This window comes from Aeromicrobium sp. PE09-221, assembly GCF_002174305.1.
GTDB lineage: Bacteria > Actinomycetota > Actinomycetes > Propionibacteriales > Nocardioidaceae > Aeromicrobium.
Genome location: NZ_MIJB01000028.1, coordinates 12,898 through 37,443, shown reverse-complemented (window position 1 = coordinate 37,443; position 24,546 = coordinate 12,898). Strand labels below are relative to the sequence as shown.

General features: G+C 67.5%; 24 protein-coding genes and 1 pseudogene. 9 read left to right on the top strand and 16 right to left on the bottom strand.

The features are described from left to right. Window positions 1-29 precede the first annotated feature (29 nt). The gene (locus tag BHE97_RS15395; RefSeq protein WP_087624917.1) at window positions 30-1,373 is read left to right on the top strand and encodes an MFS transporter; all 1,344 of its coding nucleotides are present in this window, start codon (window positions 30-32) and stop codon (window positions 1,371-1,373) included. Here BHE97_RS15395 and BHE97_RS15390 read toward each other — a convergent pair whose 3' ends face one another. Next, entirely contained in the window at window positions 1,374-1,955 is a 582-nt protein-coding gene (locus tag BHE97_RS15390; RefSeq protein ID WP_170931450.1) for a TetR/AcrR family transcriptional regulator, read from the bottom strand. Window positions 1,956-2,000: 45 nt separating this feature from the next. On the opposite strand from BHE97_RS15390, the gene BHE97_RS15385 reads away from it, so the two are divergent. Next, window positions 2,001-2,912 carry an oxygenase MpaB family protein gene (locus tag BHE97_RS15385; protein ID WP_087624915.1) on the top strand — a complete coding sequence of 304 codons (912 nt, stop codon included), beginning with the start codon at window positions 2,001-2,003 and terminating at the stop codon, window positions 2,910-2,912. Between the two features lie 163 nt (window positions 2,913-3,075). Here the strand turns inward: BHE97_RS15385 and BHE97_RS15380 are convergent, their stop codons facing one another. The 11 genes and pseudogenes from BHE97_RS15380 to BHE97_RS20775 form a co-directional block, all read right to left on the bottom strand. Next, entirely contained in the window at window positions 3,076-3,570 is a 495-nt protein-coding gene (locus tag BHE97_RS15380; RefSeq protein ID WP_087624914.1) for a hypothetical protein, read from the bottom strand. Next, window positions 3,567-4,169, bottom strand: coding sequence for a hypothetical protein (locus BHE97_RS15375; RefSeq protein WP_087624913.1), 603 nt, complete (start codon window positions 4,167-4,169; stop codon window positions 3,567-3,569). Before BHE97_RS15375 ends, BHE97_RS15380 begins: the two co-directional genes overlap by 4 nt. Beyond that, window positions 4,166-5,332: an MlaD family protein gene (locus BHE97_RS15370; RefSeq protein WP_087624912.1), complete on the bottom strand. Its 1,167-nt coding sequence runs from the start codon at window positions 5,330-5,332 to the stop codon at window positions 4,166-4,168. The genes BHE97_RS15375 and BHE97_RS15370 overlap by 4 nt, the downstream gene beginning before the upstream one ends. Then, window positions 5,332-6,636 carry an MCE family protein gene (locus BHE97_RS15365; RefSeq protein WP_087624911.1) on the bottom strand — a complete coding sequence of 435 codons (1,305 nt, stop codon included), beginning with the start codon at window positions 6,634-6,636 and terminating at the stop codon, window positions 5,332-5,334. Before BHE97_RS15365 ends, BHE97_RS15370 begins: the two co-directional genes overlap by 1 nt. Then, on the bottom strand, window positions 6,633-7,667 hold the full coding sequence (locus tag BHE97_RS15360) for an MCE family protein (RefSeq protein ID WP_087624910.1): 1,035 nt from the start codon (window positions 7,665-7,667) through the stop codon (window positions 6,633-6,635). Before BHE97_RS15360 ends, BHE97_RS15365 begins: the two co-directional genes overlap by 4 nt. Beyond that, complete coding sequence (locus BHE97_RS15355; protein ID WP_087624909.1) at window positions 7,664-8,677, bottom strand: MCE family protein; 1,014 nt, start codon at window positions 8,675-8,677, stop codon at window positions 7,664-7,666. The genes BHE97_RS15360 and BHE97_RS15355 overlap by 4 nt, the downstream gene beginning before the upstream one ends. Further along, window positions 8,677-9,693, bottom strand: a complete 1,017-nt coding sequence (locus BHE97_RS15350; RefSeq protein WP_087624908.1) for an MlaD family protein — start codon at window positions 9,691-9,693, stop codon at window positions 8,677-8,679. Before BHE97_RS15350 ends, BHE97_RS15355 begins: the two co-directional genes overlap by 1 nt. Next, a complete protein-coding gene (locus BHE97_RS15345; RefSeq protein ID WP_087624907.1) occupies window positions 9,690-11,006 on the bottom strand; it encodes an MCE family protein in 1,317 nt (438 codons plus the stop codon). The genes BHE97_RS15350 and BHE97_RS15345 overlap by 4 nt, the downstream gene beginning before the upstream one ends. Then, window positions 11,003-11,845, bottom strand: a complete 843-nt coding sequence (locus BHE97_RS15340; RefSeq protein WP_087624906.1) for an ABC transporter permease — start codon at window positions 11,843-11,845, stop codon at window positions 11,003-11,005. The genes BHE97_RS15345 and BHE97_RS15340 overlap by 4 nt, the downstream gene beginning before the upstream one ends. A 1-nt stretch (window position 11,846) precedes the next feature. Beyond that, entirely contained in the window at window positions 11,847-12,626 is a 780-nt protein-coding gene (locus tag BHE97_RS15335; protein ID WP_236757734.1) for an ABC transporter permease, read from the bottom strand. A gap of 396 nt (window positions 12,627-13,022) precedes the next feature. Then, window positions 13,023-13,619 (bottom strand): annotated as a pseudogene (locus BHE97_RS20775) (ATP-binding cassette domain-containing protein); the annotation flags it as partial. Between the two features lie 323 nt (window positions 13,620-13,942). On the opposite strand from BHE97_RS20775, the gene BHE97_RS15330 reads away from it, so the two are divergent. Further along, window positions 13,943-15,163, top strand: coding sequence for a helix-turn-helix domain-containing protein (locus tag BHE97_RS15330; protein ID WP_170931449.1), 1,221 nt, complete (start codon window positions 13,943-13,945; stop codon window positions 15,161-15,163). Here BHE97_RS15330 and BHE97_RS15325 read toward each other — a convergent pair. The 3 genes from BHE97_RS15325 to BHE97_RS15315 all read right to left on the bottom strand — a co-directional run bounded on the left by BHE97_RS15325 (window position 15,102) and on the right by BHE97_RS15315 (window position 17,134). After that, window positions 15,102-15,518 carry a pyridoxamine 5'-phosphate oxidase family protein gene (locus BHE97_RS15325; protein WP_087624904.1) on the bottom strand — a complete coding sequence of 139 codons (417 nt, stop codon included), beginning with the start codon at window positions 15,516-15,518 and terminating at the stop codon, window positions 15,102-15,104. The genes BHE97_RS15330 and BHE97_RS15325 overlap by 62 nt on opposite strands. 70 nt (window positions 15,519-15,588) lie before the next feature. Next, a complete protein-coding gene (locus tag BHE97_RS15320; protein WP_170931448.1) occupies window positions 15,589-16,410 on the bottom strand; it encodes an exonuclease domain-containing protein in 822 nt (273 codons plus the stop codon). 76 nt (window positions 16,411-16,486) lie between these two features. Continuing rightward, on the bottom strand, window positions 16,487-17,134 hold the full coding sequence (locus BHE97_RS15315) for a hypothetical protein (RefSeq protein WP_087624902.1): 648 nt from the start codon (window positions 17,132-17,134) through the stop codon (window positions 16,487-16,489). A gap of 94 nt (window positions 17,135-17,228) precedes the next feature. Between BHE97_RS15315 and BHE97_RS15310 the strand changes: the two genes are divergently transcribed. The 6 genes from BHE97_RS15310 to mnhG all read left to right on the top strand — a co-directional run bounded on the left by BHE97_RS15310 (window position 17,229) and on the right by mnhG (window position 23,592). Then, the gene (locus tag BHE97_RS15310; protein ID WP_087624901.1) at window positions 17,229-20,081 is read left to right on the top strand and encodes a Na+/H+ antiporter subunit A; all 2,853 of its coding nucleotides are present in this window, start codon (window positions 17,229-17,231) and stop codon (window positions 20,079-20,081) included. Between the two features lie 82 nt (window positions 20,082-20,163). Continuing rightward, window positions 20,164-20,646: a Na(+)/H(+) antiporter subunit C gene (locus tag BHE97_RS15305; RefSeq protein WP_087624900.1), complete on the top strand. Its 483-nt coding sequence runs from the start codon at window positions 20,164-20,166 to the stop codon at window positions 20,644-20,646. A gap of 153 nt (window positions 20,647-20,799) precedes the next feature. Continuing rightward, a complete protein-coding gene (locus tag BHE97_RS15300; RefSeq protein ID WP_087624899.1) occupies window positions 20,800-22,416 on the top strand; it encodes a Na+/H+ antiporter subunit D in 1,617 nt (538 codons plus the stop codon). After that, the gene (locus tag BHE97_RS20175; protein WP_170931447.1) at window positions 22,413-22,955 is read left to right on the top strand and encodes a Na+/H+ antiporter subunit E; all 543 of its coding nucleotides are present in this window, start codon (window positions 22,413-22,415) and stop codon (window positions 22,953-22,955) included. The genes BHE97_RS15300 and BHE97_RS20175 overlap by 4 nt, the downstream gene beginning before the upstream one ends. Beyond that, the gene (locus BHE97_RS15290; RefSeq protein WP_087624897.1) at window positions 22,952-23,272 is read left to right on the top strand and encodes a monovalent cation/H+ antiporter complex subunit F; all 321 of its coding nucleotides are present in this window, start codon (window positions 22,952-22,954) and stop codon (window positions 23,270-23,272) included. Before BHE97_RS20175 ends, BHE97_RS15290 begins: the two co-directional genes overlap by 4 nt. After that, a complete protein-coding gene (mnhG, locus tag BHE97_RS15285; protein ID WP_087624896.1) occupies window positions 23,269-23,592 on the top strand; it encodes a monovalent cation/H(+) antiporter subunit G in 324 nt (107 codons plus the stop codon). Before BHE97_RS15290 ends, mnhG begins: the two co-directional genes overlap by 4 nt. A gap of 92 nt (window positions 23,593-23,684) precedes the next feature. On the opposite strand, the gene BHE97_RS15280 is transcribed toward mnhG, so the two are convergent. Then, complete coding sequence (locus BHE97_RS15280; RefSeq protein ID WP_087624895.1) at window positions 23,685-24,473, bottom strand: exodeoxyribonuclease III; 789 nt, start codon at window positions 24,471-24,473, stop codon at window positions 23,685-23,687. Window positions 24,474-24,546 lie beyond the last annotated feature (73 nt).

Below are 24,546 nucleotides of genomic sequence, written 5' to 3'. Positions count from 1 at the left end.
CGTTCGCCACCTCTCCCTGGAGCATCACCATGCCGTCGACCCCTGCCGCTTCCACCGCCCCGGCGCCCGCCAACCCACGCTCCCGCGTGCTGATGGCGAGCCTCGTGGGCACGACGATCGAGTTCTACGACTTCTACGTCTATGCGACCGCCGCGGTACTCGTATTTCCTCACCTGTTCTTCCCTGAGGGCGATGACACCGTGGCGCTGCTGTCCTCGTTCGCGGTGTTCGGCGCGGCGATGGTCGCCCGCCCCGCCGGCGCGGTCTTCTTCGGCCATCTCGGTGACCGATCCGGGCGCAAGGTCACGCTGGTCGCGGCGCTGCTCACGATGGGTATCGCGACCTTCCTCATCGGGCTGCTCCCGACCTATGCGATGGTGGGCTGGCTGGCACCGTTCCTGCTGGTGCTCATGCGACTCGCTCAGGGATTCGCGATCGGCGGCGAGTGGAGCGGTGCCGCGCTCGTGGCGACCGAGAACGCACCCCAGGGCAAACGCGCCTGGTATGGCACCTTCCCGCAGCTGGGTGCCCCGCTCGGCTTCATCCTCGCCAACGGTCTCTTCCTGCTGATCGCCGTCATCATGCCCTCGGACGATCCCTCGAGGCCCTCGGACACATTCCTCGAGTGGGGATGGCGCATCCCCTTCCTCTTCAGCGCCGTGATGGTGATCATCGGGCTGTACATCCGGTTGAAGCTCGTCGAGAGCTCGGCCTTCGCCAAGACCGTCGAGACCGGCAAGGTGCAGCGGCTGCCGCTCGCCTCGGTCGTGCGCTCGAACGGACGAGAGCTCGTCCTCGGCACCTTCTTCATGCTCGCGACCTATGTGCTGTTCTATCTGATGACGACCTTCTCGCTCAGCTACGGACGCGCGCCCCAGGACGCGGAGCTGTCGGGTCTGGGCTACTCGTACAACACCTTCGTGCTGATGATGATCGGAGGCGTCGTGTTCTTCGGCATCTTCACGATGATCTCCGGGCCGATGGCCGATCGCTTCGGACGCCGGCGCACGCTGCTGGTCGTCACGGCCGCGATCATGGTCTTCGGGCTGCTATGGGTGCCGCTGCTGGACGGCGGGCTCGTGATGCTGTGGCTGGTCCTGGGCTTCACCCTGATGGGGCTCACCTTCGGTCCGATGGGCGCATTGCTCCCGGAGCTGTTTCCCACGAATGTGCGGTACACCGGCTCGGGCATCAGCTACAACGTGAGTTCGATCCTCGGCGCAGCGGTCGCTCCATTCATCGCCGTATGGCTATGGACGCTCGGCGACGGCAGCCCCTTCTGGGTCGGCGTGTACCTCTCCTCGATGGCCGTGCTGACCTTCGTGGCCCTGCTCATCGGCAAGGAGACCCGCGAGGTCGACATCGAGCGCTGATCAGCGACGCAGCAGGCGCACGAGCACAGCCTCGAGCTCGTCGTCGCCGACGTGCTCGCTGCCCATCTGCTCCTCGGTGAACAGCGCCCGGGCCGCACCGACCGAGAACAACACCCGGTAGACGGCCGCGGCCTCGGTCGCGGACACACCGAGCCGGTCCATCAGGAGACCCTCGGCCGACTCGGACAGTAGGCGCAGGCATGCGGCGTTACGTGCCTCGAAGGCGGCGATCTCCTGTCCTTCCACGAAGAAGGCCCGCAGCGCGCTGCGGTACTGGCCGAAGAGCCGCAGGGCACCGCGGACCGCGCTGCGCATGGCCGCCTCCGGCTCCTGTTCGCGGGCGAGCTCCATGACGGCGAGCGCCTCGGCCTCCAGGCCGTCGAGCGTGTCCCGTTGAAGTGCGACGAGCAGACCCTCACGGTCGCCGAAGCGGTGGTACAGCGAACCATTCGAGGTCCCGGCCCGACGGGCCACCGCCGCGACGGTGACCGCCCGCAGCCCGCCGGCCTCGATGAGCTCGGCGGTGGCACGGATCATGACCTGGGTCGACTGCTCTGCTCGGTGCTGGGCGACGGCTCTCACGAGAGCACCCTTGCACATCTAGAGCGCTCACTCTAGTTTTGGGTCATGAAGCGCGACCACTGGCGCCGGCACACCGAGGAACTCGACCCGGACACCGATTACCGGCGGATCTACGCCGTGCTCGCCCAGCACGAGTTCCCGTGGGACATGCTGATGGCGTTGAGCTTCGCGCTGTTCCGCACGTACGCGGTGCCCGGCATCGGCCGGCTGCTCGACGAGACGGGCGCGTTCACCGCCGACACGCAGAAGCGCTACGACGACACGACACTCCTGCTCGCGGCCCCCGGGGAGAAGGGCTTCGAGCATGCCGATGCCCGGGCGGCGATCCGCCGGATCAATCAGATGCATCGCGCGTACGACATCCCCGATCACGAGATGCGCTATGTCCTGAGCACCTTCGTGGTCGTGCCGGCTCGCTGGATCGAGCGTTTCGGCAAACGCCCGCTCACCGAGCACGAGGTGCGAGCCTCGGTGCGCTACTACACCGAGCTCGGCCGGCACATGGGCATCCGCGACATCCCCGAGGACTACGACGCCTTCGCCCGGTTGATGGACAGCTACGAGGCCGAGCACTTCGCCTTCGATCCCGGGGCCCGACGGGTCGCCGACGCCACGCTCGACCTGATGACCACCTTCTACCCCTGGGTGCCGGACCGGCTCATGCACGCCTTCGCCCGCTCTCTCATGGACGAGCCGCTGCGGCGCTCCCTGCGGTATCAGGCGCCGCCCCGCCTCCTCGACCGGCTCGGCCCGCTCGCCCTGCGGAGCCGAGGACGGTTGCTGCGGGCGGCGCCGGCACGGCGCCGGCCGAAGCAGCTCGAGGACATTCGCTGGATCCGCAGCTATCCGGATGGCTACGACATCGAGCAGCTCGGCACCTTCCCCAGCGGCTGTCCGGTCCCACACGTGGACAGACCCGCCCTCGGATCGTCGAGCGGCGCAGGGGACCGAAGATGATGCGTTGTGGTTGCTATAGCGACCACAACGCATCACCGTCAGTTCGGACCCGCCCGGGACTCGATGCGTTCAGGTCGTCATAGCAACCCTCACGCATCAACATCCGTCCGCATCCGCCGCGACGACGTTGAGCTGATGCTCTCGCCACCCGATCGCCGGTTGCTCAGAGGACGCGCAGGTCGGTGATCGTCCAGACATCGCCGTCCAGCTGAGCGCCGACCGCGATCTGTGCAGCGGACACCGAGGCCTCCTCGTCACCCTCACGACGACTCGACTGGTCGAGGAAGACCAGCACCTCGGCCCGGTCGTCCCTCAGCTCGGTCACCCCGACCGCCTGGACCTGCGCGGTGAGGGTGAGCTGCTGATCCGGCGCCTGCTCGGCCAGCGCGGCGTACAGCGTCTCGTACTCCTCATAGGCGTCACCGGCGAGCAGCCGCTGCGCGGCCTCCTCGGTCGCCTCGGGATCGTTGTAGTCATAGGTCAGGACCTGCGTGAGCGCCTGGGTGACCTGTGATTGCACCTCGGCCGTCGGCGCCGTCTCGATGAGGGCCGCGTTCTGTGAGGCGGCGTCCTGGTAGACGTACCAGGAGGTGCCCCAGCCGGCGAGTCCGACGCCCACGAGCACGCCGATCACGATCCATCGCGTCGTCGCCTTCATGACAGACTCACCGACACCTGCTGCAGGGACTCGAGCTTCCAGTCGCCATCCTCGTGGAGGAGTTCGGCGCTGAACCGGTTGCGCTTGACCGTCGGCTCGGCATCGGGATCGCTGTCATCGGTGACCGTGACCTCGACGGCGGCGATGACCGTCGCGGTGTCGTCATCCAGATCGGTGACCGCCGCCTCGACGACCTCTCCGCTGGAGATCATCTGCTGTTCGGCGAGCATCTGCTTCTCCTCATCGGGGACACCGGCGAGCTGATCGCGCAGAGTGCCGGTCGAGGCATCTGTCCACGCCTCCAGACCGGCATCCAGTTCCCGGTAGTCGAGCGTATTGAGTGTCTCGATGTGCTGGGTGGCTCGCACGAGCACCGCGTCGCGCGTCTCGGCGCGCTCGATCGTGTCGTCGTTGAGGGCGGCCCACGCGGCGAGCACACCGGACAGAGCGAGCACGACGGCCACCCCGATGCCCAGCCAGGCTGCCCAGCCTCCGGCCGCTCGACGAGGTGGACGATCCTCCGGCGGTGCCGTGCCCTCGGCCTGAACCTCGTCGCTCCGAGCCTCCTCGGTCTGGGCTTCGGCCTCCGCCATGGTCATCCCACTCCTCCCAAGAGGTCTCCCAACCCCTGTGCCGACGAGACATTGGCGGCGGCTGCCGGCAGGCCGCCCGCGATACTGCCCGGCCCGCGGACATTCGAGCCGCTGTTCGGGTCAGCGGTGCACCCGGCCGCGGTATTGAACGGGCGCCCAGGCGATGTGTCGAGCCCGCTTCGCTGGTCGGTGCCACTGTAACCCGCGACACAGGGCAGCGGATCGAAATAGGTCTGCGCGAGTCCCAGGTTCAGTCCCTGCGAACCGTTGATCGCCCAGCCGACGCTCAATGCCTCCGGTGCCCGGATCAGCGCGTCCTCCACTCCGGCGGAGTTGATGCCGAAGATCTGCGCCGGGGTGACCAGGTTCGCCATGAGCGTTCCCAGCGGCGTGCCGACCTGATCGAACAGCCGGTGCATCTCCCGCGCCGCGATCGGCGAGTTCTCGATGAGTGCTCGCAGCTCGGTATCGGAATCACGCAGCGCCGCGGAGAAGAGGTCGAGATCGGTGCTGAAGCTCTTGATGCTCTCAGCCGACTCGATCTGCGTGGACAGCACACGATCGGAGTTCTCGATGAGTCCCTGGGTCACCAGGAAGTTCTGATCGGCGACCTCGACGAACTCCCGCGAGGTGTCGATCAGCTGGCCCAGGTGCTCACCCGCTCCTCGCGAGAGCTCATAGGCCTCGTCGATGACGGTCTTCAGATCCTCCTCGGGCACCGAGGCGGCGAAGTCGCGACCGGTGCGCAGCAGATTCTCGATCGGCGGCGGCACGGCCCGCGATGACGCCTTGATGACATCCCCGGCCTGCAGTTCCTCACTCGAACGACCGGTGCCGCGCAGATCGATGTACTGCTCGCCGATCGCCGACCGATTGGCCACCGTCGCGGTGACATCGGCGGGGATCGACGGTGCATCGCCGTTGATCTGCAGCACCGCCTCGGCACCTTCGTCAGTGGCCGTGAGGTCCTTGATCCGACCGACGGGCACGCCGCGATAGGTGACCTGCCCGTTGGTGAAGGCACCGCCGCCCTGGGGCAGCTCGACCGTGACGCGGTACGACGAGCTGAACGGGTTGATGCCCACATAGGTCGCGCCGAGATAACTCGTGGCGACGAGGGCGACCGCCACGAAGACGATCAGCTTGGATTTGATCGAACCGGTCAGCATCACTCATCACCTCGCGGAGGCATGGACTCGGGCGGAGCCTCGGGGCTCGGTGGGGCGCTCGGGCCGGGGTCGGTGCCCGGCAGCTGCGACGGCGGCACGCCGATGGTCGGCGACGGCAACCCGGGTACCGCCGAATCGGTCGGCGGCAACAGGGTCGGCGGCACATCGGCGGGCAGCCCGGGCTCCTCGCTGGGCGGTGCCTCATCACCGGTCTCCTGGCGCTGCAGGCTGTGGCCCGTGTTCGGCGAGGACGCGCTGTTGACCTGAGGCCAGTCGCAACTGCCCACGGCGCAGTTCGCCGGCAGTGTGCGGAAATTGGTCGTGATGAAGACGTTCATGTAGTCGCCCTTGATCGCTCCCAGCACCGAATCGGGGAACGGATAGGTCAGCAGGATCTGCAATGACTCCGGCAGCGCGGATCCGGCCTTGGCCAGCTGATCGAGGATCGGCTCGAGGGCCTTGAAGTCGGCGACGATATCGTCCTGTGCCGCGTTGAGCGTCTCGACGGTGACATCGGAGAGACGGTCGAGGGCCTCCAGCATCGCCACGAGCTGGGTGCGCTGATCGACGAGCACCTCCATGCCCGGGCTGAGTCCGTCCAGAGCCTTGACGATCCGGTCGGTATCGCTCTCGAGGGTCTGCGACAGCGAGTTGAGACTGTCGAGAGCCCCGGTGATCGACTCCTTGCGCTCGTCCAGTACCGAGACGAAGGCCTCCATCTGCCGCAGGAAACCCTTGATCTCCTCGGGACGATCCGTGGAGACCTGCTGCAGCTCCCGGGAGATCTCCTGGTACTGCTCGATCCCGCCTCCGTTGAGCACGAGCGAGAGGGCACCGAGCACCTGCTCGACCTGGGCGGCCTGCGAGGTCTCGGCCAGGCCGATGTGGTCGCCATCGGCGATCGGCGACGCGGTGGTCCTCTCGGCATCCTCCGACGGACGCACCAGCGCGACGTACTTCTCGCCGAGCAGCGAGGTCTGTTGGATGCGGGCGACCGTCCCCGCCGGCAGATCGGCCTCGCGGTTGATGACGAGGTCGACGCGGGCGCTCTCGCCGTCCTCGTTCAACTCCACACGCTGCACACGGCCGATGTCGACATTGTCGAGCTTGACGCTGGACTGGGGCACGAGATCGAGGACATCCTCGAAGTCGGCGCTGATGCGCAGCGGATCGGACCCGACATCGGCGCCGCCGGGAAGCGGTGCGTCGTAGACCCCGCCGCTGAGCATGCCGCAGCCGCTCAGGGTGATGGCCGCGACCGCGGCGACGGCCACGAGCCGGAACCGCTGGGGCTTGGTGTTCACTGGCCGTCCTCCAGTTCGCTGAAGAGCGTGAGCGGCGCCTGCTCCGAGGTCTGGGCCGCCAGACCGCTGTTCGACCACACGGTGAGCTCATTGAGATTGCCGCGGCCGTGCAGGGTGTTCGAGCCGGGCTCATAGGCGTTGAGGAAGTTCTGCAGCACCAGGGGGATGGTGCGGACCGACTCCTCAAGGGCCTGCTTCTGGTTGACCAGCACCTGTGTCGGGCCGATGAGGTTCTCGACACTCGTCTGCAGGTTGTCGCGGTTGTCGCGGATGAAGTCGTCGAGGATGCCCAGCGCCTGACCGAGATTGGCGATGGCCGACTGCATGTCCTGGCGGTCCTCGGCGAGGAAGTCCGCGACGGTCGCGAGCTGGGTGTTGGCGGTCGCGAGCGTGCGATCATTCTCCACGAGCATGTCGTTGAACTCCTTGAAGTTCGCGATCGTCGCGAAGAGATCCTCGTCGGTCGCCGAGAGGGTGCCGGTCATCTTCCCGAACTCCTCGATCATCTGATTGAGGTCGGCACCCTGGCCGTCGAGGTTCTCGGCGAAGACCGTCAGCAGGTCCGCCAGCGCGCCGTTCTCATTCGCGCCGTGCGGGCCGAGCTGGGTGCCGATATCCTCCAGGCTCTCGTACATCTGGTCGATCTCGACCGGCACGGCCGTCTCGGTGATCGTGGTGCCGGACTCCAGCTCCGGACCGTTCTCGTGGGGCTTGGTGAGCTGCACGAAGCGGTCGCTGACGAGGGTCGGGGCGATGATGACCGCCTCCGTGTCCGCCGACGCCGCGTAGTCGCCCTCGAGCCGCATCGAGACGCGGACCTGGCCGCCATCGGGTTCCACCGCGGTGACCTTGCCGACCGCCACGCCGAGCATCTGCACGTCCGACCCCGGGTAGAGGCCGATCGAGGACTCGAAGAGCGCATCGAACTGGGTCGCCTGACGCTCCGAGAGCCAGCGGAAGCCCAGCCAGGCGCCCACCACCAGGGCGAGGACGACCATCAGGGCGAGGGTCTGCTTCAGGACCGAGCTCATCGCTGACCTCCTGGGGTGCAGTCACGGTCGACCGAGTTGTCGAGCACCGGGGCGCCCTGCTCATCGAACAGACCGCAGATATAGGAGTCGACCCAGCGGCCGTTGCCGGTCGCAGCGGCCAGACCGCGGTAGTAGGGGCCCATCTGCTTGATCGCCGACTCCAGATTGTCCTGATTGCGCTGCAAGATGGCGGCGACCTCGTCGAGCTTGGCGAGGGCCGGCCGCAGCTGCTCCTCGTTGTCGCGGACGAGACCCTCGAGCTCGGTACCGAGGCGGGCAGTGCCCTGGAGCATCGCGCGGATCGTCTCGCGCCGGTTCTCCAACTCCTCCAATAGCGAGCTGCCGTCGTTGATGAGCCGGGCGAACTCGGCATTGCGGTCCTTCAGCGTGCCGGAGATATCGGCCGTGGCGGAGAACAGCTGGGCGAGCTCCTCATCGCGGCTGGAGATCGTGCGCGAGAGATCGGTCAGTCCTCGGACCACGCCCTGTACCGACTCGGGGGTGTCCCGGAAGGCATCCGCCAGCGCCGTGAAGCTGGCCTCCATCTGCTGGGTGTCGATCTCGCCGATCGTCTCCGACAGATCCGAGAAGGCCGCGTTGACATCGTAGGGAGTCGTGGTGCGAGAGACCGGGATGGGATCGTCCAGCTCGCCGGTCCCGAGAGGGTCGAGCGAGAGGAACTTCTGTCCGAGCATGGTCTTGACCTTGATGGACGCGCGCGTCTGATCGCCCAGGTCGACGCCCTTGGCGCGGAAGCGCACCTCGACGGTGGTGCCGTCCAGCGAGAGGCCGCTGACCTCGCCGACCTTGACACCCGCCACGCGCACCTCATTGCCGCTCTTGAGACCGCCGGCCTCGGCGAACTGCGCGGTGTAGACCTTGCCGCCGCCGATCACCGGGAGGGAGTTGGCATTGAAGGTCGCAAGGAACACCACGCTGAGCGTGACCAGCCCGACGACGGCGATGACGACCTTGTTGCGCTCCGCGAACGCCTTGGGATAGCGCGCCATCAGTTCACACACCTCGTCACATTCGGACCGGGCGAGATGCCCAGATCGCCCATATAGCCCTCCGGGTCGGGGATCTTGCCCTGGATCGAGCAGGCATAGAAGTTCAGCCAGGAACCGTAGCTGCCGAGCCGGCCGATCCGATCGAGCTTGACCGGCAGCACCTCGAAGAAGGAGTCGAGCACGGCGCTGGCATTGGACAGATTGCCGCTGAGCCGGTCGAGGGCCTCGATCGAGCCCTTGAGCGGTGCACGGCCCTCCTCGAGCAGGCCGGACACGCTCGTGGTGAGGTCGCCCAGGCCGTCGAGGGTGCTGCCGATGACCTCGCGATCCTCGGCGAGCCCGGAGACCAGCTGCTGCAATGTGATGATCGTCCGGTCGAGCTGATCGGAGCGATCGTTGATCGTCGTGAGCACCACCGTGAGGCTGTCGATGAGCTGGCCGATGACCTCGTCCTTCTCGGCGATCGTCTGGGTCAGGCTCGACGTGCTCGACAGCAGCCCCTCGACCGTGGCGCCCTCACCCTGGAAGACCGCGATGATCTGCTCGGAGAGCTTGTTGACGTCCTCGGGCGAGAGGAACTTCATCAGCGGCTGAAAGCCGTTGAAGAGCATCGTCAGGTCCAGGGCGGGACTGGTCGAGGAAGCCGGGAGCGTATAACCGGCGGGCAGCACCTCGGCGCTGGTGGACGGCGGTTCGAGCGCGATGTAGCGCTGGCCGACGAGATTGCGGAAGCGCAGCTCGGCGGTCGTGCCGGCCCGCATCGGCGCCTTGTCCTGCACCGTGAACGTGACCTCGGCGAGCCGGTTCTGCGCGACCTCGATCTTGCGGACCGTGCCGACCTTGACCCCGGCCATGCGGATGTCGTCGCCGTTGTTGAGGCTCGTGACATCGGTGAAGAGGGCCTTGTACTCCGTGGCTGCGCCGCCGACGCTGTTGCGGATCGTGCCCGCCAGCAACATCGTCGCCAGCACCGTGACGAGCGTGAAGACGATGCTCTTGATGAGGATCTTGGTCATCGCAGGGTCACCTCCGCGCCACGCAGCACCGGGCCGACGACCAGGCTGCTCCACTGCGGGTAGTCGGACGGCGCCACGCCCTCGGCGGGCGCCAGGAGCTCGGCGAACAGCTGGTTCTCCGCCGGTGAGTTCGCGTCGCCGAGACCGGTGAGCGCGGCCTGCTGGCGGGCGAAGTCCGAGCGCGGTGCGGCGATCTGCTCGATCTCCGCATCCTCGTCGGCGTGGCCCGGGGCCGACAACGCGCTCGCGCCGCTCGCCCCGGTCTGGCCGGTCTGGTACGGGCATCGGGGCTGTCCACCGGTGGCGTACTGCGGGGCATCGGCGCCCGGAACGTACTTGCCCTGTGCGGGGACGACATTGAGCACCACGTGGATGCCCGGCTCGTTCGTGCCCTTGCCGAGCGTGCGGTCCATCGGCTCGATGAAGTTGCGGGCGGCGTCGAAGAGGCAGGGGAACTGCCGTGCATACGGGGCCGCCGCCTCGAGGGCGCGCCGGCTCTCGGCCGACAGCACCACGATCGTCCGCTGATTGGCGCGCATCCACTCATCCGTCGTGTTCGAGGCCGTGATGACATTCGCCCATACCTCGGACAGCGTGGCCCGCTGATCGACCAGGGTCGCCGACGTGGTGGTCATCGAGTCGAAGGCCGAGAGCAGGTCCGGCAGGGCCTCCTCGTAGACCTCGGCCACCTCGGCCAGCTTGGCGAGATCCTCCGCCATCGTCGGCACATGGGGGTTGAGCTTCTCCAGGTAGTTCGACCAGTCGCTCATCGAGGCGCCGAGCTCCTCACCACGCCCGCGCAGCATCGTCGACAACTCGCCCAGGGTTGCCTGGAGCTTCTCGGGCTGGATGGCCTGCAGCACCGGCAGGAGCTCGTCGAAGAGCTCCTCGAGCTCGACGGCCTCATCCGAGTCGTCCTGGTGCAGCACATCGCCGGCCGAGAGGCCGTTCTCCGTGGAGCTCGCCGGCACGACCAACGACACGTACCGCTCGCCGAACAACGTCTTCGGCAACAGCCGGGCGGTGGTGCCGGCCGGCAGCGACTCCGCCGTATCCGGCTCCAGGGCGAGGGTCAGCTCCGCACCACCGGGGTCGGTGTGGACCCGAGAGACCTCACCGACCGGGACCCCGTTGAGCTTGACATCCGAGCCCGTCTGCAAGGCATTGCCGATCGCACCGGTGCGCAGCAGGACATCCGTCGTAGGGGTGAAGGCCTTGTTGTACGCCAGCATCGAGGCGACCACGAGGGCCGCGCCGAGTGCCAGGTAGCCGAGGCCGAGGACGGCGTCGAGCAGGCGAGAGGTCTTTTTCATCCGGCCACCCTCACGGTCGTGGTCGTGCCCCAGAGCGCCATCGACAAGATGAGGTCGAGCACCGCGACGGTGACGATCGTGGTGCGCACCGACCGGCCGACGGCCAGCCCCACACCGGCGGGACCGCCGGACGCGGTGAAGCCCATCCGGCAGTGGATGAGGATGATGAGCACCGCGAAGATCAGCACCTTCACGAAGGACAGCAGGATGTCGACGGGCGGCAGGAACAGGTTGAAGTAGTGGTCGTAGGTGCCGGCGGACTGTCCGTGCAGGTACACGGTGACGAGCCGTGAACCGGCATAGGAGGTCAGCAGGCCCAGCACATAGAGCGGGATGATCGCGATGAAGCCGGCGATGACACGCGTGGTGACCAGATACGGCAGGCTCGGCACCGCCATGACGTCGAGGGCGTCGACCTCCTCGTTGATCCGCATCGCACCCAGCTGGGCGGTGAAGCCCGCGCCGACGGTCGCCGACAGCGCGAGCGAGGCGACGAGCGGGGCGATCTCTCGGGTGTTGAAATAGGCCGAGATGAAGCCGTTGAGTGCCGAGGTGCCGATCTGGTCGAGGGCCGCGTAGCCCTGCATGCCGACCACTGTGCCGACGAACAGGGTCATGCCGACCATGACGCCGATGGTGCCGCCGATCACCGCGAGCGCGCCCGAGCCGAAGCTCACCTCGGAGAGCAGTCGCAGGATGTCCTTGGGATAGCGCCGGATCGTGGCGGGGATCCACGCCAGGACGCGCCCGTAGAACCGCAGGTCCTGGCCGAGCGAGCCCAGGGCGTCGACCGGCTTGTCCCACCAACGACGGCGACGGACAGGCGGAATGTAAGTCATGTCAGGCTCCCTTGCCCGGGAACAGTTGCAGGTAGAGCATCGTGATGATCGTGTTGACGAAGAACAGCAGCATGAAGGTCACGACGACCGACTGGTTGACGGAGTCGCCGACGCCCTTGGGGCCGGGGGCCGTGTTGAGCCCGCGATAGGCCGCGACCACGCCCGCGATGAAGCCGAAGATGACGGCCTTGATCTCCCCGACCCACAGGTCCGAGATCTGCGCCAATGCGGTGAAGCTCGCCAGATAGGCGCCGGGGGTCCCACCCTGGACGACCACATTGAAGAAGTAGCCGCCCAGGACACCGACGACCGAGACGAGGCCGTTGAGGAGGACGGCGGCCATGATGCAGGCCAGCACGCGGGGGACGACGAGCTTCTGGATCGGAGAGACGCCCATGACCTTCATGGCGTCGATCTCGTCGCGGATGGTGCGAGAGCCGAGATCGGCACAGATCGCGGCCCCGCCGGCGCCGGCGATGACCAGGGTGGTCACGATCGGCGCCGCCTGTTGGACCACGGCCAGCACGCTCGCGGCACCGGTGAACGACTGGGCGCCGACCTGGACGGTCAGGGTGCCGAGTTGCAAGGCGATGACCGCGCCGAAGGGGATGGCGACGAGCATCGCGGGGATCCAGGACACGCTGACGACGAACCAGAACTGTTCGAGGACGTCGCGGGCGGCGAAGGGCCGCTTGAAGGTGGACCGGATCGTGTCCAATCCGAGGGCGAACAGGTCGCCGGTGGAGGTCAGCGCGCGGGTGACGACTCCTTTACGGGGAATGGTCGGGACTCGGTCCCGCTCCTCGTCGTCGGCGACGTACAGCGGCGCCGCACCCGAGGCGACGCGCTCGCGGTGCCGCTCCGCGCTCGGGCGGATCGCACCGGACTTGGGAAGGAGCTGACGCGGGAGCACCTCGATCGAACGCGCACCGGCATGTCGCGACATGACCGCCGTTCCACCGCCGGGGTAGGGCGGAAGGTCGCTGTCGAGGGGCTCGCCGCGACGGTGGTCCGTCTCCTCGCTCATGCCGATCGGGCCCTCGGGATCGCCGCTCATGAACTGCGACACCACCGGATGGTCCGTCAGCAGGAACTCCTCGCGTGGCCCGAACATCACGAGCTCGCCGCGGTACAGCATGCCGAGATTGTCCGGCAATGTGCGCGCGAGCTCGATGTTGTGGGTGACGATGAGCATCGTGGCGTCGGTGGCCGTGTTGATGTCGATGAGCAGCTGCGCGAGATTGGACGTGCGGACCGGGTCCAGGCCCGAGTCCGGCTCGTCGATGAGGATGATCTCCGGGTCCGTCACGAGCGAGCGGGCCAGGCCGGCGCGCTTCTTCATGCCGCCGGAGATCATGCCGGGCAGCTTGTGCTCCTGGCCCACCAGACCGACCATGTCGAGTTTCTCCATGACGATGGAGCGGATCTTGTCCTCATTGAACTTGGTGTGCTCGCGCAGGGGGAATGCGACATTGTCGTAGACATTCATCGAGCCGAACAGGGCGCCGTCCTGGAACAGCACGCCGAAGCTCTTACGCAGTTCGAGACGCTGGGCCTCATTGGCGCGCACCATGTCGACGTTGTTGACCAGACACGATCCGGCCTCGGGCTCCAGCAGGCCCATCAGCGATTTCAGGAACACCGACTTGCCGGTGCCCGAGGGCCCCAGCAGCGCCGTGATCTCGCCGGGGGGCAACGTCAGCGTGACGTCGCGCCAGATGTTCTGGCTGCCGAAGCTCTTGGTGAGGCCTTCGACCTCGACGGTTCCGCCCATGCGGTGCATCTCCCCAGCGGTCGTCCGCGTTGACGCGGTGTGGATAGGTAGGCGGCACCGAACCGCCCCCTCAGATGGATCGGTGCCTGGCCGAGACGCTAGGTGTGGCTCACGTCACGACGCCACCGACTTCGGAGAAGAGGTCGATTCGTAATCGAAACGTAACCTGCTTTTGTCATCTACATCACAAGAAGTGGACGAACTGACCACGAGTCCGTCGTCTCGCATTGCGTCACCGGGGGGCGATGTGGCTTCATCGAGGCGTCGCCCCCTCACGACATGCCGTCCGGTCTGGCCGGACGACACGCAGTGATGGGGAGTTGATGGGAATGTCACTCGTGGTCTCCGAAGACGAGGCAGTCACCGCGCGACACGCGCTGTCGGAGGAGCGGTTGGCGCACCTGCGCCTGCAGATCCGCCGCTCCGTGTCCAGCCCGGGCACCGTGAGCGACCGCCAGCTCGACGATGCGATCGCCCAGGCTGTGCGGGCCTTCGCCGAGAACGATGCCGATGCGCTGCGAGCGGCCGAGATCGTGGGTCTGTACTTCGAGGAGATCGGCAGGAGACAGGCCCGGCGCGGCGATGACGTCGCGGCGCTGCGACAGGCTTTCCGCTCCGCCCGCGCGGCGATGCAGCGCGGGCTCAGCTACGGCATCGGCGATGCCATCACCGGAGATCGCTTCATCCGGCTGCGCGAAGAGCTCATGACCTATATGAACCTGCTCTACCACCACGCCCGCCAGGGCCTGGAGAACGAGCATCGCCGGGTCGGAGCCACCACAGCGGCATCGGGACCCCTCGACCCCGATCGGGGTGACGACGGATCACGATTCAGCCGCGATCAGCGCCGGGCCCTCGCTCGCCTCGAACCCGGGGAGCAGATCCAGGTGCTGGTGTCCTTCGCCCACGCTCTGCCCGGTGAGCTGTGCCGCCAACCGGGTGTCGTCGCCGATCGCGATCGCCACCTCGCGCTCGTTCCGGCGACGTGGACCAGCACGCGGCTCGGCGAAAGGCTCACCCGCCAAGCGGTCCTCGGTCCAGCGGTCGGACCGACCGACGCCGCCGCCTCGGCCTCACTGGTCTGGCGCGCCGCCCGCATGCTCGCCGATGGCGCGACCCGTGATCCGCGCGTGCTGGTGCCGGTCGAGGACCTTCTCGGCGCGTTGCTGCTGGACGGCGACCCCATGCTGAGCTCACTGCTGGCCACCAAACACCTCGGACCATGGGAGGCCATGCCGGTCGCACGGCGACTGGCGCTCGGCGAGTTCCTGCTGACCATGCTCGAACGCCCCCAGCCGACCAACAAGCTCGCCCGGGAGCTCGGCATCCCGCCGCAGACGGCCCACTCGCGTATCAAGAACCTGCGTCACTTGCTCGGCGACTCGCTCGACGATCCGACCACCCGGCTCGAACTGATCGTGGCACTGCGCCAGATGCTGCCCCTGTGGCGCTCGGATTGCAGCGAGGTCCAGGTCGCGGAGGTCACGGCCCGCTCCGCGCCCGTACCTTCCGGCCTCCGAGGCTCTCGACGTCGATCGCGATGATCAGATCGCGGTCTCCAGGAGCCCAGGCGTGCGGGAGGACGCCCCGCAGCGCGTCCCGCTGAGCCTCTGAGGCGATCGACGCGGTCCCGTGGACCGTGACGCTCCACCCTGACTGGAGCAGCTCGTCGAGGTGATCGGTCTCGAAGGCGACGGGGACCGGTCCCGCTGCCACCATCGTGGCCAGGACGGTCTCGGGCTCGGTGCGCAGGAGCACCGTGCAGCCGTCCGAGACGGCGTTGAGCACCAGGAGCTCGAGACGGTCGGGTCCGGCGAAAGCGAGCCTGCCGAGCCGGGTCAGCGAGAGGTAGTCGCGGCATTCGTCCACGGTCAGTGGCCGGATCTGTCCTTCGTTCATCACCCCTCCTCGGTGCTGTCCCCCACGCTAGCCCCTGTGCGGCCGTCCGGCCCGGAGCCGATCACGTCGGTCACGATGCCGCGGCGAACGGCCAATCCGGGATCGGCTCGAGTCGCCGGCCCCGGCTCATGGCGAACCGGTTGAAGTCCATCGTGCGCCGCGCCGCCCAGAATCGCTGCTGTGCCATGGCGAGCCGTGGCTCGACGCGGACCACCTGCCGATGGCGGGCCCCCAGCTCGATCGCCACCTCGCGGGCCACGCGCGCATCGCACGCGGCGTCATGTGCCTGCTCGATCGCTATCCCGTAGTAGTCGGCGACATCGACCAGCCGGCGCGAGCCGAGGCGTCCGCGCTCGATGCCGTAGTCGACGACGAAGGGGTCGATGACCAGCAGGGCATCCCAACGAGGTTGCGGCAGGCGGTAACGCCACAGCTCGGTGCGCAGCACGGTGAGGTCGAAGGCCGCGTTGAACACCACGAGCGGCACCCGACGCGCGGCGAGATCGGTGACCCATGCGGTCAGCTCACGGAGGGCGACCACGGGCGAGGGCGCGGAGGCCACGTCGGCGTCGTGCAGGCCGTGAATCGCCGAGGCCTTGTCCGGGATGGGCACCTGCGGGTTGACCCTGCCGACGAGGTCATCGCCCGCGGGACCGAGGGCCGCATAGCTCACGATCCGGTCCGCGAAGGGATCCACTCCGGTGGTCTCGAAGTCCAGGGAGGCCAGTGGTCCGGTGTGCCAGCCCTCATGGTCGCCGCGCGGAGGCGGCGCGGGACGGTGCTCGGTGCAGACGGTGAAGCCGTCCTCGCCGAAGCCGATCCGGAAGCCGGCCTGCGGGCCGACCTCGACACCACAGTCGGCGCAGTTCCCTGCGTACGCGTTCTGCCTCACCCTGACCTCCTGGCGCCCACGGTAGCCAGGGCCCCCGACACTCCCATCGGGCGCCACCGTGCCGCTGCCGTCGCGGTCAGCGATTCTCTGCGAGGTCCGGCGGCTCGTCGCGACGACGCTCCGCGTCCTCGCGCTCCCCGGCGACGCGACGCAGCCGATCGGCCTCCTCTCGATGCAGCCGGTCCGACTCGGAGCTCACCTCCAGATCGTGGCGCAGCGCCCCGAGCTGCCGCCGCCTCCGGACGGCCGACCAGCGGGCCAGGATCAGCAGGACCGAGACGAGCGCACCCACCGCGGCACCCACCCACGTCCCGGTCACGAAACCCGGCGCTTCGCGCGACCAGACATCGCGTCCGTCGCGTGCGGCGTCATTCCCTCCGAGCACGACCGACAGCGTCAGCAGATTGGGCACCGCCACCACCACCGCGAGCAGCACCAGCGCGACCCGGACCTTCCATCGCGGTCTCAGCACGAAGGCCAGCAGGAACACTGGAAGGGCCGTGAAGACAGCACCGAAGAGCATTCCCCAGAGGACACCGGTCGGGGTGGAACCGCCGATCAGCGCGCCGATGCGCTCCCCCCACCAACGCGGGAGGAAGGCCGCGGCGAGAGCGTACGCGCCGAGCGCCAGCAGCAGGGCGACCATGATCACGACCGCGCGACGCGCCCAGCGCGGAGGCTCGACGCCTCGGGGTTCCACCGCGCCCTGGCGTTCTTCGGACATGCCCTCATCGTGACACCGCTGGACCTTTTCCGCCGACCGAAGGACAATACTCAGATCGGCGCGCTGGGACAGTTCCGCTACGCTGTGCTCAACCATGCTCTGGTTGATCGCGCTCCATTTCCTCGCTGCCGCGGTCGCCCCTGCCCTCATCCGCCTGCTGGACCGCCGTGCCTTCTGGATCGTGGCGCTGGCTCCCGCGCTCTCCTTCGCCTGGCTGCTGCCGAAGGCCCTCGAGGTCACGCGCTCGGGCGAGGCAGTCGTCCAACGGATCGCCTGGGTAGAGTCGATCGGACTCGACCTCGACTTCGCGATGGGCCCCTTCGCGGCCATCCTGGCGCTGCTCGTCACCGGTATCGGGGCACTCGTCCTCATCTACTGTTCGTGGTACTTCCGCCCCGGCGACCCCGAGATCTGGCGCTTCGCCGGTGTTCTCACCGGATTCGCCGGCGCGATGCTCGGCCTGGTGCTCTCGGACAATGTCTTCGTGCTCTACACCTTCTGGGAGCTCACGACCGTCCTGTCCTTCCTGCTCATCGGCCACAACCCCGACCGCCGCGCCAACCGGCGCGCGGCCCTGAGCGCCCTCATCGTCACCACCTTCGGCGGCCTGACGATGCTCATCGGACTGGTGATCCTCTACGTGCAGAGCGGCACAGCGCTGCTCAGTGAGATGATCGCGTCACCACCGGAGCCCAATGCCTGGGTGACCGCCGGCGTCATGACGGTCCTCATCGGCGCGCTGTCGAAGTCCGCGCTCGTGCCCTTCCACTTCTGGCTCCCCGGGGCCATGGCAGCACCGACCCCCGTCAGCGCGTACCTCCATGCCGCGGCGATGGTCAAGGCCGGGGTCTTCCTCGTTGCCCTCATGGCCCCTGCCTATGCCGACACACCGGGCTGGCGACCGCTGCTGGTCACGCTGGGCCTCCTCACCATGATCGTGGGCGGACTCCGCGCGCTGCGGCAGTACGACATCAAGCTGCTGCTCGCCTACGGCACCGTCAGCCAGCTCGGATTCCTGGTCGCGATGGCGGGCACCGGCACGAGGGCGGCGGGATTCGCCGCCCTCTCACTGCTGTGCGCGCACGCACTGTTCAAGTCGGCGCTGTTCCTCATCGTCGGCATCATCGACCGCTCCGTCGGCACCCGCGACCTGCGTGAGCTCAACGGCCTGCGGCAGGCCCGACCGGTGCTGTTCGTCACGACCCTCATCGCGGCAGGATCGATGGCCGGCATCCCGCCGATGCTCGGCTTCACCGCCAAGGAGGCGGCCCTCACCGCCTATGTCGATCTCGGACACGACCTGGGCTGGGGTCTCGGCGGCTGGCTCGCCCTCGCGGGCATCGTCGCCGGATCGATCCTCACGATGGCCTATACGGCGCGCTTCGTCTGGGGCGCCTTCGGCAGCAAAGCGAATGTCCCGTTGTGCACGCCACGGCGCTTCTCCCCGGGTTTCCAGGGCGTTCCGGTGTTCATCACGATCTTCACCGTGGCGGGAGGATTCGTCGGCGGGTGGCTCACACCCCGTGTGGCGTCCTATGCGGAGCAGTTCCCGGAAGGGACGCACGAGCCCGTCCTCGTGCTCTGGCACGGATTCACCCCGGCCCTGTGGCTCTCCGCCTTCTGCATCGTCGCCGGGCTCGCGCTGTTCCATTTCCGTCGACCCGTCGCGGCGGCCCAGCACCTAGTCGTCGACCGGCTGCCCATGCCCGATGCCGATCGGTCCTATCACGCGATCATGCGCGGGATCGATCGCCTCGCGGTCGAGGTCACCGGTCGTACGCAACGCGGTTCACTGCCCTTCTACCTCGGCGTCATCCTCGTCACGCTCATCATCGTCCCCGGCTGGGCGCTCATCCGCGCCTGGGAGACACCCCAGGTGAGCGACATCCGTCTGGCGGACAACTACCTGCAGATGGCCGCGGGCATCCTGATGATCATCGCGGCCGTGCTCACCGTGCGATCGCGGCGGCGTCTGCGTGCCGTGCTACTGCTCGGGCTGACCGGCTACGGCACGGCGATCCTCTTCGTGGCCCACGGCGCTCCGGACCTCGCGCTCACTCAGGTGCTCGTCGAGACCTTCCTGCTCGTCACCTTCGTGCTCGTGCTCCGCCGCCTCCCCCCGTTCTTCTCCGACCGACCTTTCAACGTGATGCGCTGGGTACGCATCGCGATCGGCACCGGCGTCGGGCTCCTGGTGGCCGGGGTCGCGCTGATCTCCTCCAATGCCCGGATCGCCGACCCCATCTCCGCCGGCTGGCCCGAGCCCGCCTATGAGTACGGCGGCGGCAAGAACATCGTCAACATCACGCTCGTCGACATCCGCGCCTGGGACACGCTCGGCGAACTCAGCGTCCTGGTCGTCGCGGCCACCGGTGTCGCGAGCCTGATCTTCCTCATCACCGACCGCTCCACGCGTGGGTTGAGCCGCCCGCACCGCGTCGTCACGCCGGACTCGAATCAGTGGCTGGCCGCCAATCTGCACGATGCCCGCCGCTCGATCGTCTTCGAGATCGTCACCCGCCTGATCTTCCACACCGTGATCGTCTTCTCGATCTACCTGATGCTCGCAGGGCACAACTCCCCCGGCGGGGGCTTCGCCGGGGGTCTCATCGCGAGCCTCGCCCTGATGATCCGGTACCTCGCGGGCGGGCGCGAGGAGCTCGACAACGCCGCCCCCGTCGACGCCGGCCTCGTCCTGGGCACCGGTCTCGCGGTCGCGGCCCTGTCGGGCATCATCCCGACTCTGCTCGGCGGCGGCGTGCTGCAGAGCGCGATCTTCGACATCCCGCTGGGTCCGCTCGGCGAGCTGCACCTGGTGACCTCGGTGTTCTTCGACATCGGTGTGTACCTCGTGGTGGTCGGACTCGCGATCGACGTCCTGCGCAGCCTCGGCGCGGGCATCGACCAGCAGGCCGAGGCCGAGGATGAGGAGGCGACCCCCGCATGAACCAGCACGAGCAAGCGAATCATCGACGCGGTGTCCATGCCGCCGTCTCCGCGCATCGCGACTCCCGCCCGGAGGTGAGGACATGAGTCCGAATCTGATCCTCGTCATCGTGGCCGGCGTGATGGTCGGCGCCGGCGTCACCCTCATGCTCGAACGCAGTCTCACCCGCATCCTCGTGGGCTTCGTGCTGATCGGCAACGGACTCAACGTCTTGCTGCTCATCGCCTCCGGGCCCGCTGGCCGTGCACCCCTGATCGGCGAAGGTGAGGGGCCGATGAGCGATCCGCTCCCCCAGGCGATGGCGCTGACCGCGATCGTCATCACGATGGGCGTCACCGCCTTCGGTCTCGCCTTGGCCTATCGCGCCTTCCAGCTGACCGGCACCGACGACGTCCAGGACGACCTCGAGGACGACTTCATCCGCCGCCGCGCCGAACGCGACGAGGCCTCCACGACCTTCGAGGACACCGAGCTCGACGAGTCGCTGCCCGATGAGGAGGGTGCGGATGAGCCGGACGATATCGGCGTCTCCACCGACACCGTCCGTGGAGAGGGCGATCGATGAGCGAGCGAACCATCGGCAGGCACTCATGCCGGCACCTCGCCGCCCTCGGCTCTTCTCGCGAGGTGGCGGCATGAGCGAGCGCAGCGAGCGAACCATCGGCAGGCACTCATGCCGGCACCTCGTTACCCTCGCCTCTTCTCGCGAGGTGGCGGCATGAACGATTCGATCCTCGAACAGCTGGTGCTCGCACCGGTCATCATCCCGCTCCTGGGCGCTGGACTGTGCCTGGCCTTCGGGCGCTACGCCTTCCTCCAGCGCATCATCAGCATCGTCACGCTGATGCTGGTCGTCGCCGCATCGGCGACGCTGCTGTACCGCGCAGACGCCTTCGGCCCCCAGACCTTCAATGTCGCGGGCTGGCCGGCCGAGCTGGGTATCAGCCTCGTCGCGGACCGATTCAGTTCGCTCATGCTGATCGTGTCGACGATCGTGACCCTGGTGGTCCTGCTGTACTCGATCGGCCAGGGCATCGTCGAATACGGCCGCAAGACACCGCTGTCGGTGTTCTACCCGACCTTCCTGGTGCTGAGCGCGGGCGTCTCCAATGCCTTCCTGTCCGCCGACCTGTTCAATCTCTTCGTGGGCTTCGAGATCCTGCTGGCTTCGTCCTATGTGCTGATCACCCTCGGGGGCACGAATGCCCGCGTCCGATCGGGCACGATCTACATCATCGTCAGCCTGATCTCCTCGGTGCTCTTCCTCATCGCCATCGGCGCGGTCTACGCGGCGACGGGAACGGTCAACTTCGCCCAGCTGGCGACCCGCTTCGGCGAGCTGCCGACGGGTGTGGCGACCCTGCTCCAGCTGCTCCTGCTGCTCACCTTCGCGGTGAAGGCGGCGGTCTTCCCCCTCTACGCCTGGCTGCCGGACTCCTATCCGACCGCTCCAGCACCGGTGACGGCGGTGTTCGCCGGGTTGCTGACCAAGGTCGGCATCTACGCGATCCTGCGCACGCAGACGCTGCTGTTCACACCCGACACCTTGCGCACCCTGCTGCTGTGGGCGTCCATCCTGACGATGGTGGTCGGCATCCTGGGCGCGGTGGCGCAGTCGGACATCAAACGTGTCCTGTCGTTCACGCTGGTCAGCCACATCGGCTACATGCTCTTCGGCATCGCCCTGGGCACACAGCTGGGCATGCAGGGCGCCGTGTTCTACATCGCCCACCACATCACCGTGCAGACCACGCTGTTCCTGGTGGCCGGTCTCGTCGAGTACCGGGCGGGCACGACGAATCTGGACCGCCTCGGCGGTCTGGCGCGATTGGCACCGATCCTGTCGATCATGTTCTTCATCCCCGCGATGAACCTCGCCGGGATCCCGCCGTTCTCCGGCTTCCTCGGCAAGCTCGCTCTCGTCCAGGCCGGTGTCGAGGACCACGAATGGCTGGCGGCGACGGGCGTCGTCGCCGCGATCGCCACCAGCCTGCTGACCCTCTATGCGATCGCCAAGATCTGGAACCGTGCCTTCTGGCAGCCCAAGGACGAGGACGAACTGCCCTCGGCATCATTGACCATGGACTGGACGCCCACGGGTGGCTCCCTCTACGGCGCCAAGAGCGTCGCCACCACGACACAGCGCACGACCAGCTGGAAGGAGCTCCAGGACGACTCCCGGCTCCCGGCCCGGATGGCGGTGCCGACCCTCGCGCTCGCGCTCGTCACGGTCGGGTTGACCGTCTTCGCCGGTCCGATCATGGGCTATGCCGACCGGGCATCCACCGAGCTGCTCGAACGCACGCCGTACATCGAGGCGGTGTTGAGCAAGTGAACCGTCTGCGCATTCCCGTCATCATCGGGCTCACCATCGTCTGGTCGATGCTCTGGGGCGAGGTCACGGTCTTGAACGTCATCGGCGGTCTCATCGTCGCGACGCTCGTCATCGTGGTCTTCCCGTTCCCCTCGGTCGACCTGCACGGGCGGTTCCGGCCATTGTCGGCCCTGTGGCTGCTCGCTCGCTTCTTCTTCGATCTGGTGGTGGCGAGCTTCCAGGTGGCCTGGATCGCGATCCGCCCGGCCGCTCCCCCGCGCAGCGCGGTGATCGAGGTGCATCTGGTCGGGAAATCCGATCTCCTGCAGGTCATGACCGGTGAGCTCGTGTCACTGGTGCCGGGATCGTTGTTGATCGAGCTGGATGCCGACACCGGCCGGATGTGGCTGCACGTCCTCGACGGCTCGACACCCGAGGTGATAGAGACAGCACGGCGCAAAGCGCGATATCAGGAACATCGCGTCCTCGCGGCCTTCGGCTCGCGCGACGACTACGAGACCAGCCGCGATCAGCTGCGGGCCGAGGAGGCGAAGGCATGACCACCGTCGGCATCATCTGCGCCGTCATCCTGGGGCTCACCGGCGTCCTGTGCATGGTCCGCATCGTGCGTGGGCCGACGATGCTCGATCGCACCGTCGCCGCCGATGTGTTCGTCGCCGCATGTGTCGGGGCCATCGGCGTCGAGGCGGCCGTCAACAACCACACCAACACCCTGCCCGTCCTGGTCGCGTTGGCACTGGTCGCCTTCCTCGGGTCGGTCAGCATCGCCCGCTACGCCGCGCCGGACTCGGATCGCAGCGCGGCCAAGCGCCCGGACACACCCGAGCAGACGCAGCGAGAGGATGAGATCCGATGATCGACTACATCGCCGGAACGCTGCTGATCCTCGGAGCGGCCTTCGCGCTGGTCGCGGGTATCGGTATCCTGCGCTTCCCCGAGCTGTTGACCCGGATGCACGCGGCCACCAAGCCGCAGACCCTGGGCCTTCTGCTGATCCTGGCGGGCCTGGCACTCCGTGCTCAGGACCTGGGCGATATCACCGTGATCGTCGTGGTGTCGATCTTCCAGATGCTCACCGCGCCGGTGTCGGCGCACATGGTCGGCCGCGCGTCCTTCCGCACCGGTTTCGTCGACAAGAGCCGCCTCAACGCCATTGAGATCCCCGACCAGTCCTGACCCTCCGGGTCCGACTTTTGCCGGGTTGTGGCCCCTCAGACACCCATTCGAGGGCCAGAGCCCGGCAAAAGTGGCGCGTAGCCCGGCGGGTCTCAGTCGGCGAGATCGACGACGACCGGGGCGTGGTCGCTGGCGCCCTTGCCTTTTCGCTCCTCGCGGTCGATGAAGGCATCGGTCACCCGCGCGGCGAGCGCCGGCGAACCGAGGATGAAGTCGATCCTCATGCCCTGACGCTTCGGGAACCGCAGCTGCTGGTAATCCCAGTAGGTGTAGACGCCCGGGCCCGGCGTGTGGGGGCGGACGACATCGCTGAACCCGGCCTCGACGATGGACGAGAATGCCGCGCGTTCCGGCTCCGACACGTGTGTCCTGCCCTCGAACTCGGTGATGTCCCAGACATCATCGTCCTGGGGGGCGATATTCCAGTCGCCGGTCAACGCGACCTGGGCCTGATCGTCGGCCTCGAGCCAGGCACGACCCGCGGCCTCGAGGCGCTTGAGCCAGTCCAGCTTGTAGGCGTAGTGCTCGTGGTCGAGTTCGCGGCCATTGGGTACGTAGAGACTCCACATCCGGATCGAGCCGGTGGTCGCCCCGATGGCACGAGGTTCGAGGATCTCCCCGAAGTGCGGCTGGTCATCAGCGAACTGACGATGCACGTCGGTCAGCCCGACGCGGGAGATCAGCGCGACACCGTTCCACTGGTTGACGCCGAAGTGAGCGAACTCGTACCCCATCGACTGCAGCTCGAGACCGGGGAACTGATCCTCGCGGCACTTCGTCTCCTGGATGGCCAGGACATCGACATCGTGACGCTCCAAGAAGGCGAGCACGCGATCGATCCGGCTGCGGATGGAGTTGACATTCCAGGTCGCGATACGCACCTGTCGAACCTATCGAATCGGGTGAGACGACCCGTGCCTGGGCAGCATCTACCCCCCCGAACGGTGAGCCGTC

Bases quoted from the DNA above. Each gene is read 5' to 3' on its own strand.
- BHE97_RS15395 (WP_087624917.1), top strand. From the start codon at position 30: ATGCCGTCGACCCCTGCCGCTTCCACCGCCCCGGCGCCCGCCAACCCA.
- BHE97_RS15385 (WP_087624915.1), top strand. From the start codon at position 2,001: ATGAAGCGCGACCACTGGCGCCGGCACACCGAGGAACTCGACCCGGAC.
- BHE97_RS15380 (WP_087624914.1), bottom strand. From the start codon at position 3,570: ATGAAGGCGACGACGCGATGGATCGTGATCGGCGTGCTCGTGGGCGTC.
- BHE97_RS15375 (WP_087624913.1), bottom strand. From the start codon at position 4,169: ATGACCATGGCGGAGGCCGAAGCCCAGACCGAGGAGGCTCGGAGCGAC.
- BHE97_RS15370 (WP_087624912.1), bottom strand. From the start codon at position 5,332: ATGCTGACCGGTTCGATCAAATCCAAGCTGATCGTCTTCGTGGCGGTC.
- BHE97_RS15360 (WP_087624910.1), bottom strand. From the start codon at position 7,667: ATGAGCTCGGTCCTGAAGCAGACCCTCGCCCTGATGGTCGTCCTCGCC.
- BHE97_RS15355 (WP_087624909.1), bottom strand. From the start codon at position 8,677: ATGGCGCGCTATCCCAAGGCGTTCGCGGAGCGCAACAAGGTCGTCATC.
- BHE97_RS15350 (WP_087624908.1), bottom strand. From the start codon at position 9,693: ATGACCAAGATCCTCATCAAGAGCATCGTCTTCACGCTCGTCACGGTG.
- BHE97_RS15345 (WP_087624907.1), bottom strand. From the start codon at position 11,006: ATGAAAAAGACCTCTCGCCTGCTCGACGCCGTCCTCGGCCTCGGCTAC.
- BHE97_RS15340 (WP_087624906.1), bottom strand. From the start codon at position 11,845: ATGACTTACATTCCGCCTGTCCGTCGCCGTCGTTGGTGGGACAAGCCG.
- BHE97_RS15330 (WP_170931449.1), top strand. From the start codon at position 13,943: ATGGGAATGTCACTCGTGGTCTCCGAAGACGAGGCAGTCACCGCGCGA.
- BHE97_RS15325 (WP_087624904.1), bottom strand. From the start codon at position 15,518: ATGAACGAAGGACAGATCCGGCCACTGACCGTGGACGAATGCCGCGAC.
- BHE97_RS15315 (WP_087624902.1), bottom strand. From the start codon at position 17,134: ATGTCCGAAGAACGCCAGGGCGCGGTGGAACCCCGAGGCGTCGAGCCT.
- BHE97_RS15310 (WP_087624901.1), top strand. From the start codon at position 17,229: ATGCTCTGGTTGATCGCGCTCCATTTCCTCGCTGCCGCGGTCGCCCCT.
- BHE97_RS15305 (WP_087624900.1), top strand. From the start codon at position 20,164: ATGAGTCCGAATCTGATCCTCGTCATCGTGGCCGGCGTGATGGTCGGC.
- BHE97_RS15300 (WP_087624899.1), top strand. From the start codon at position 20,800: ATGAACGATTCGATCCTCGAACAGCTGGTGCTCGCACCGGTCATCATC.
- BHE97_RS15290 (WP_087624897.1), top strand. From the start codon at position 22,952: ATGACCACCGTCGGCATCATCTGCGCCGTCATCCTGGGGCTCACCGGC.
- mnhG (WP_087624896.1), top strand. From the start codon at position 23,269: ATGATCGACTACATCGCCGGAACGCTGCTGATCCTCGGAGCGGCCTTC.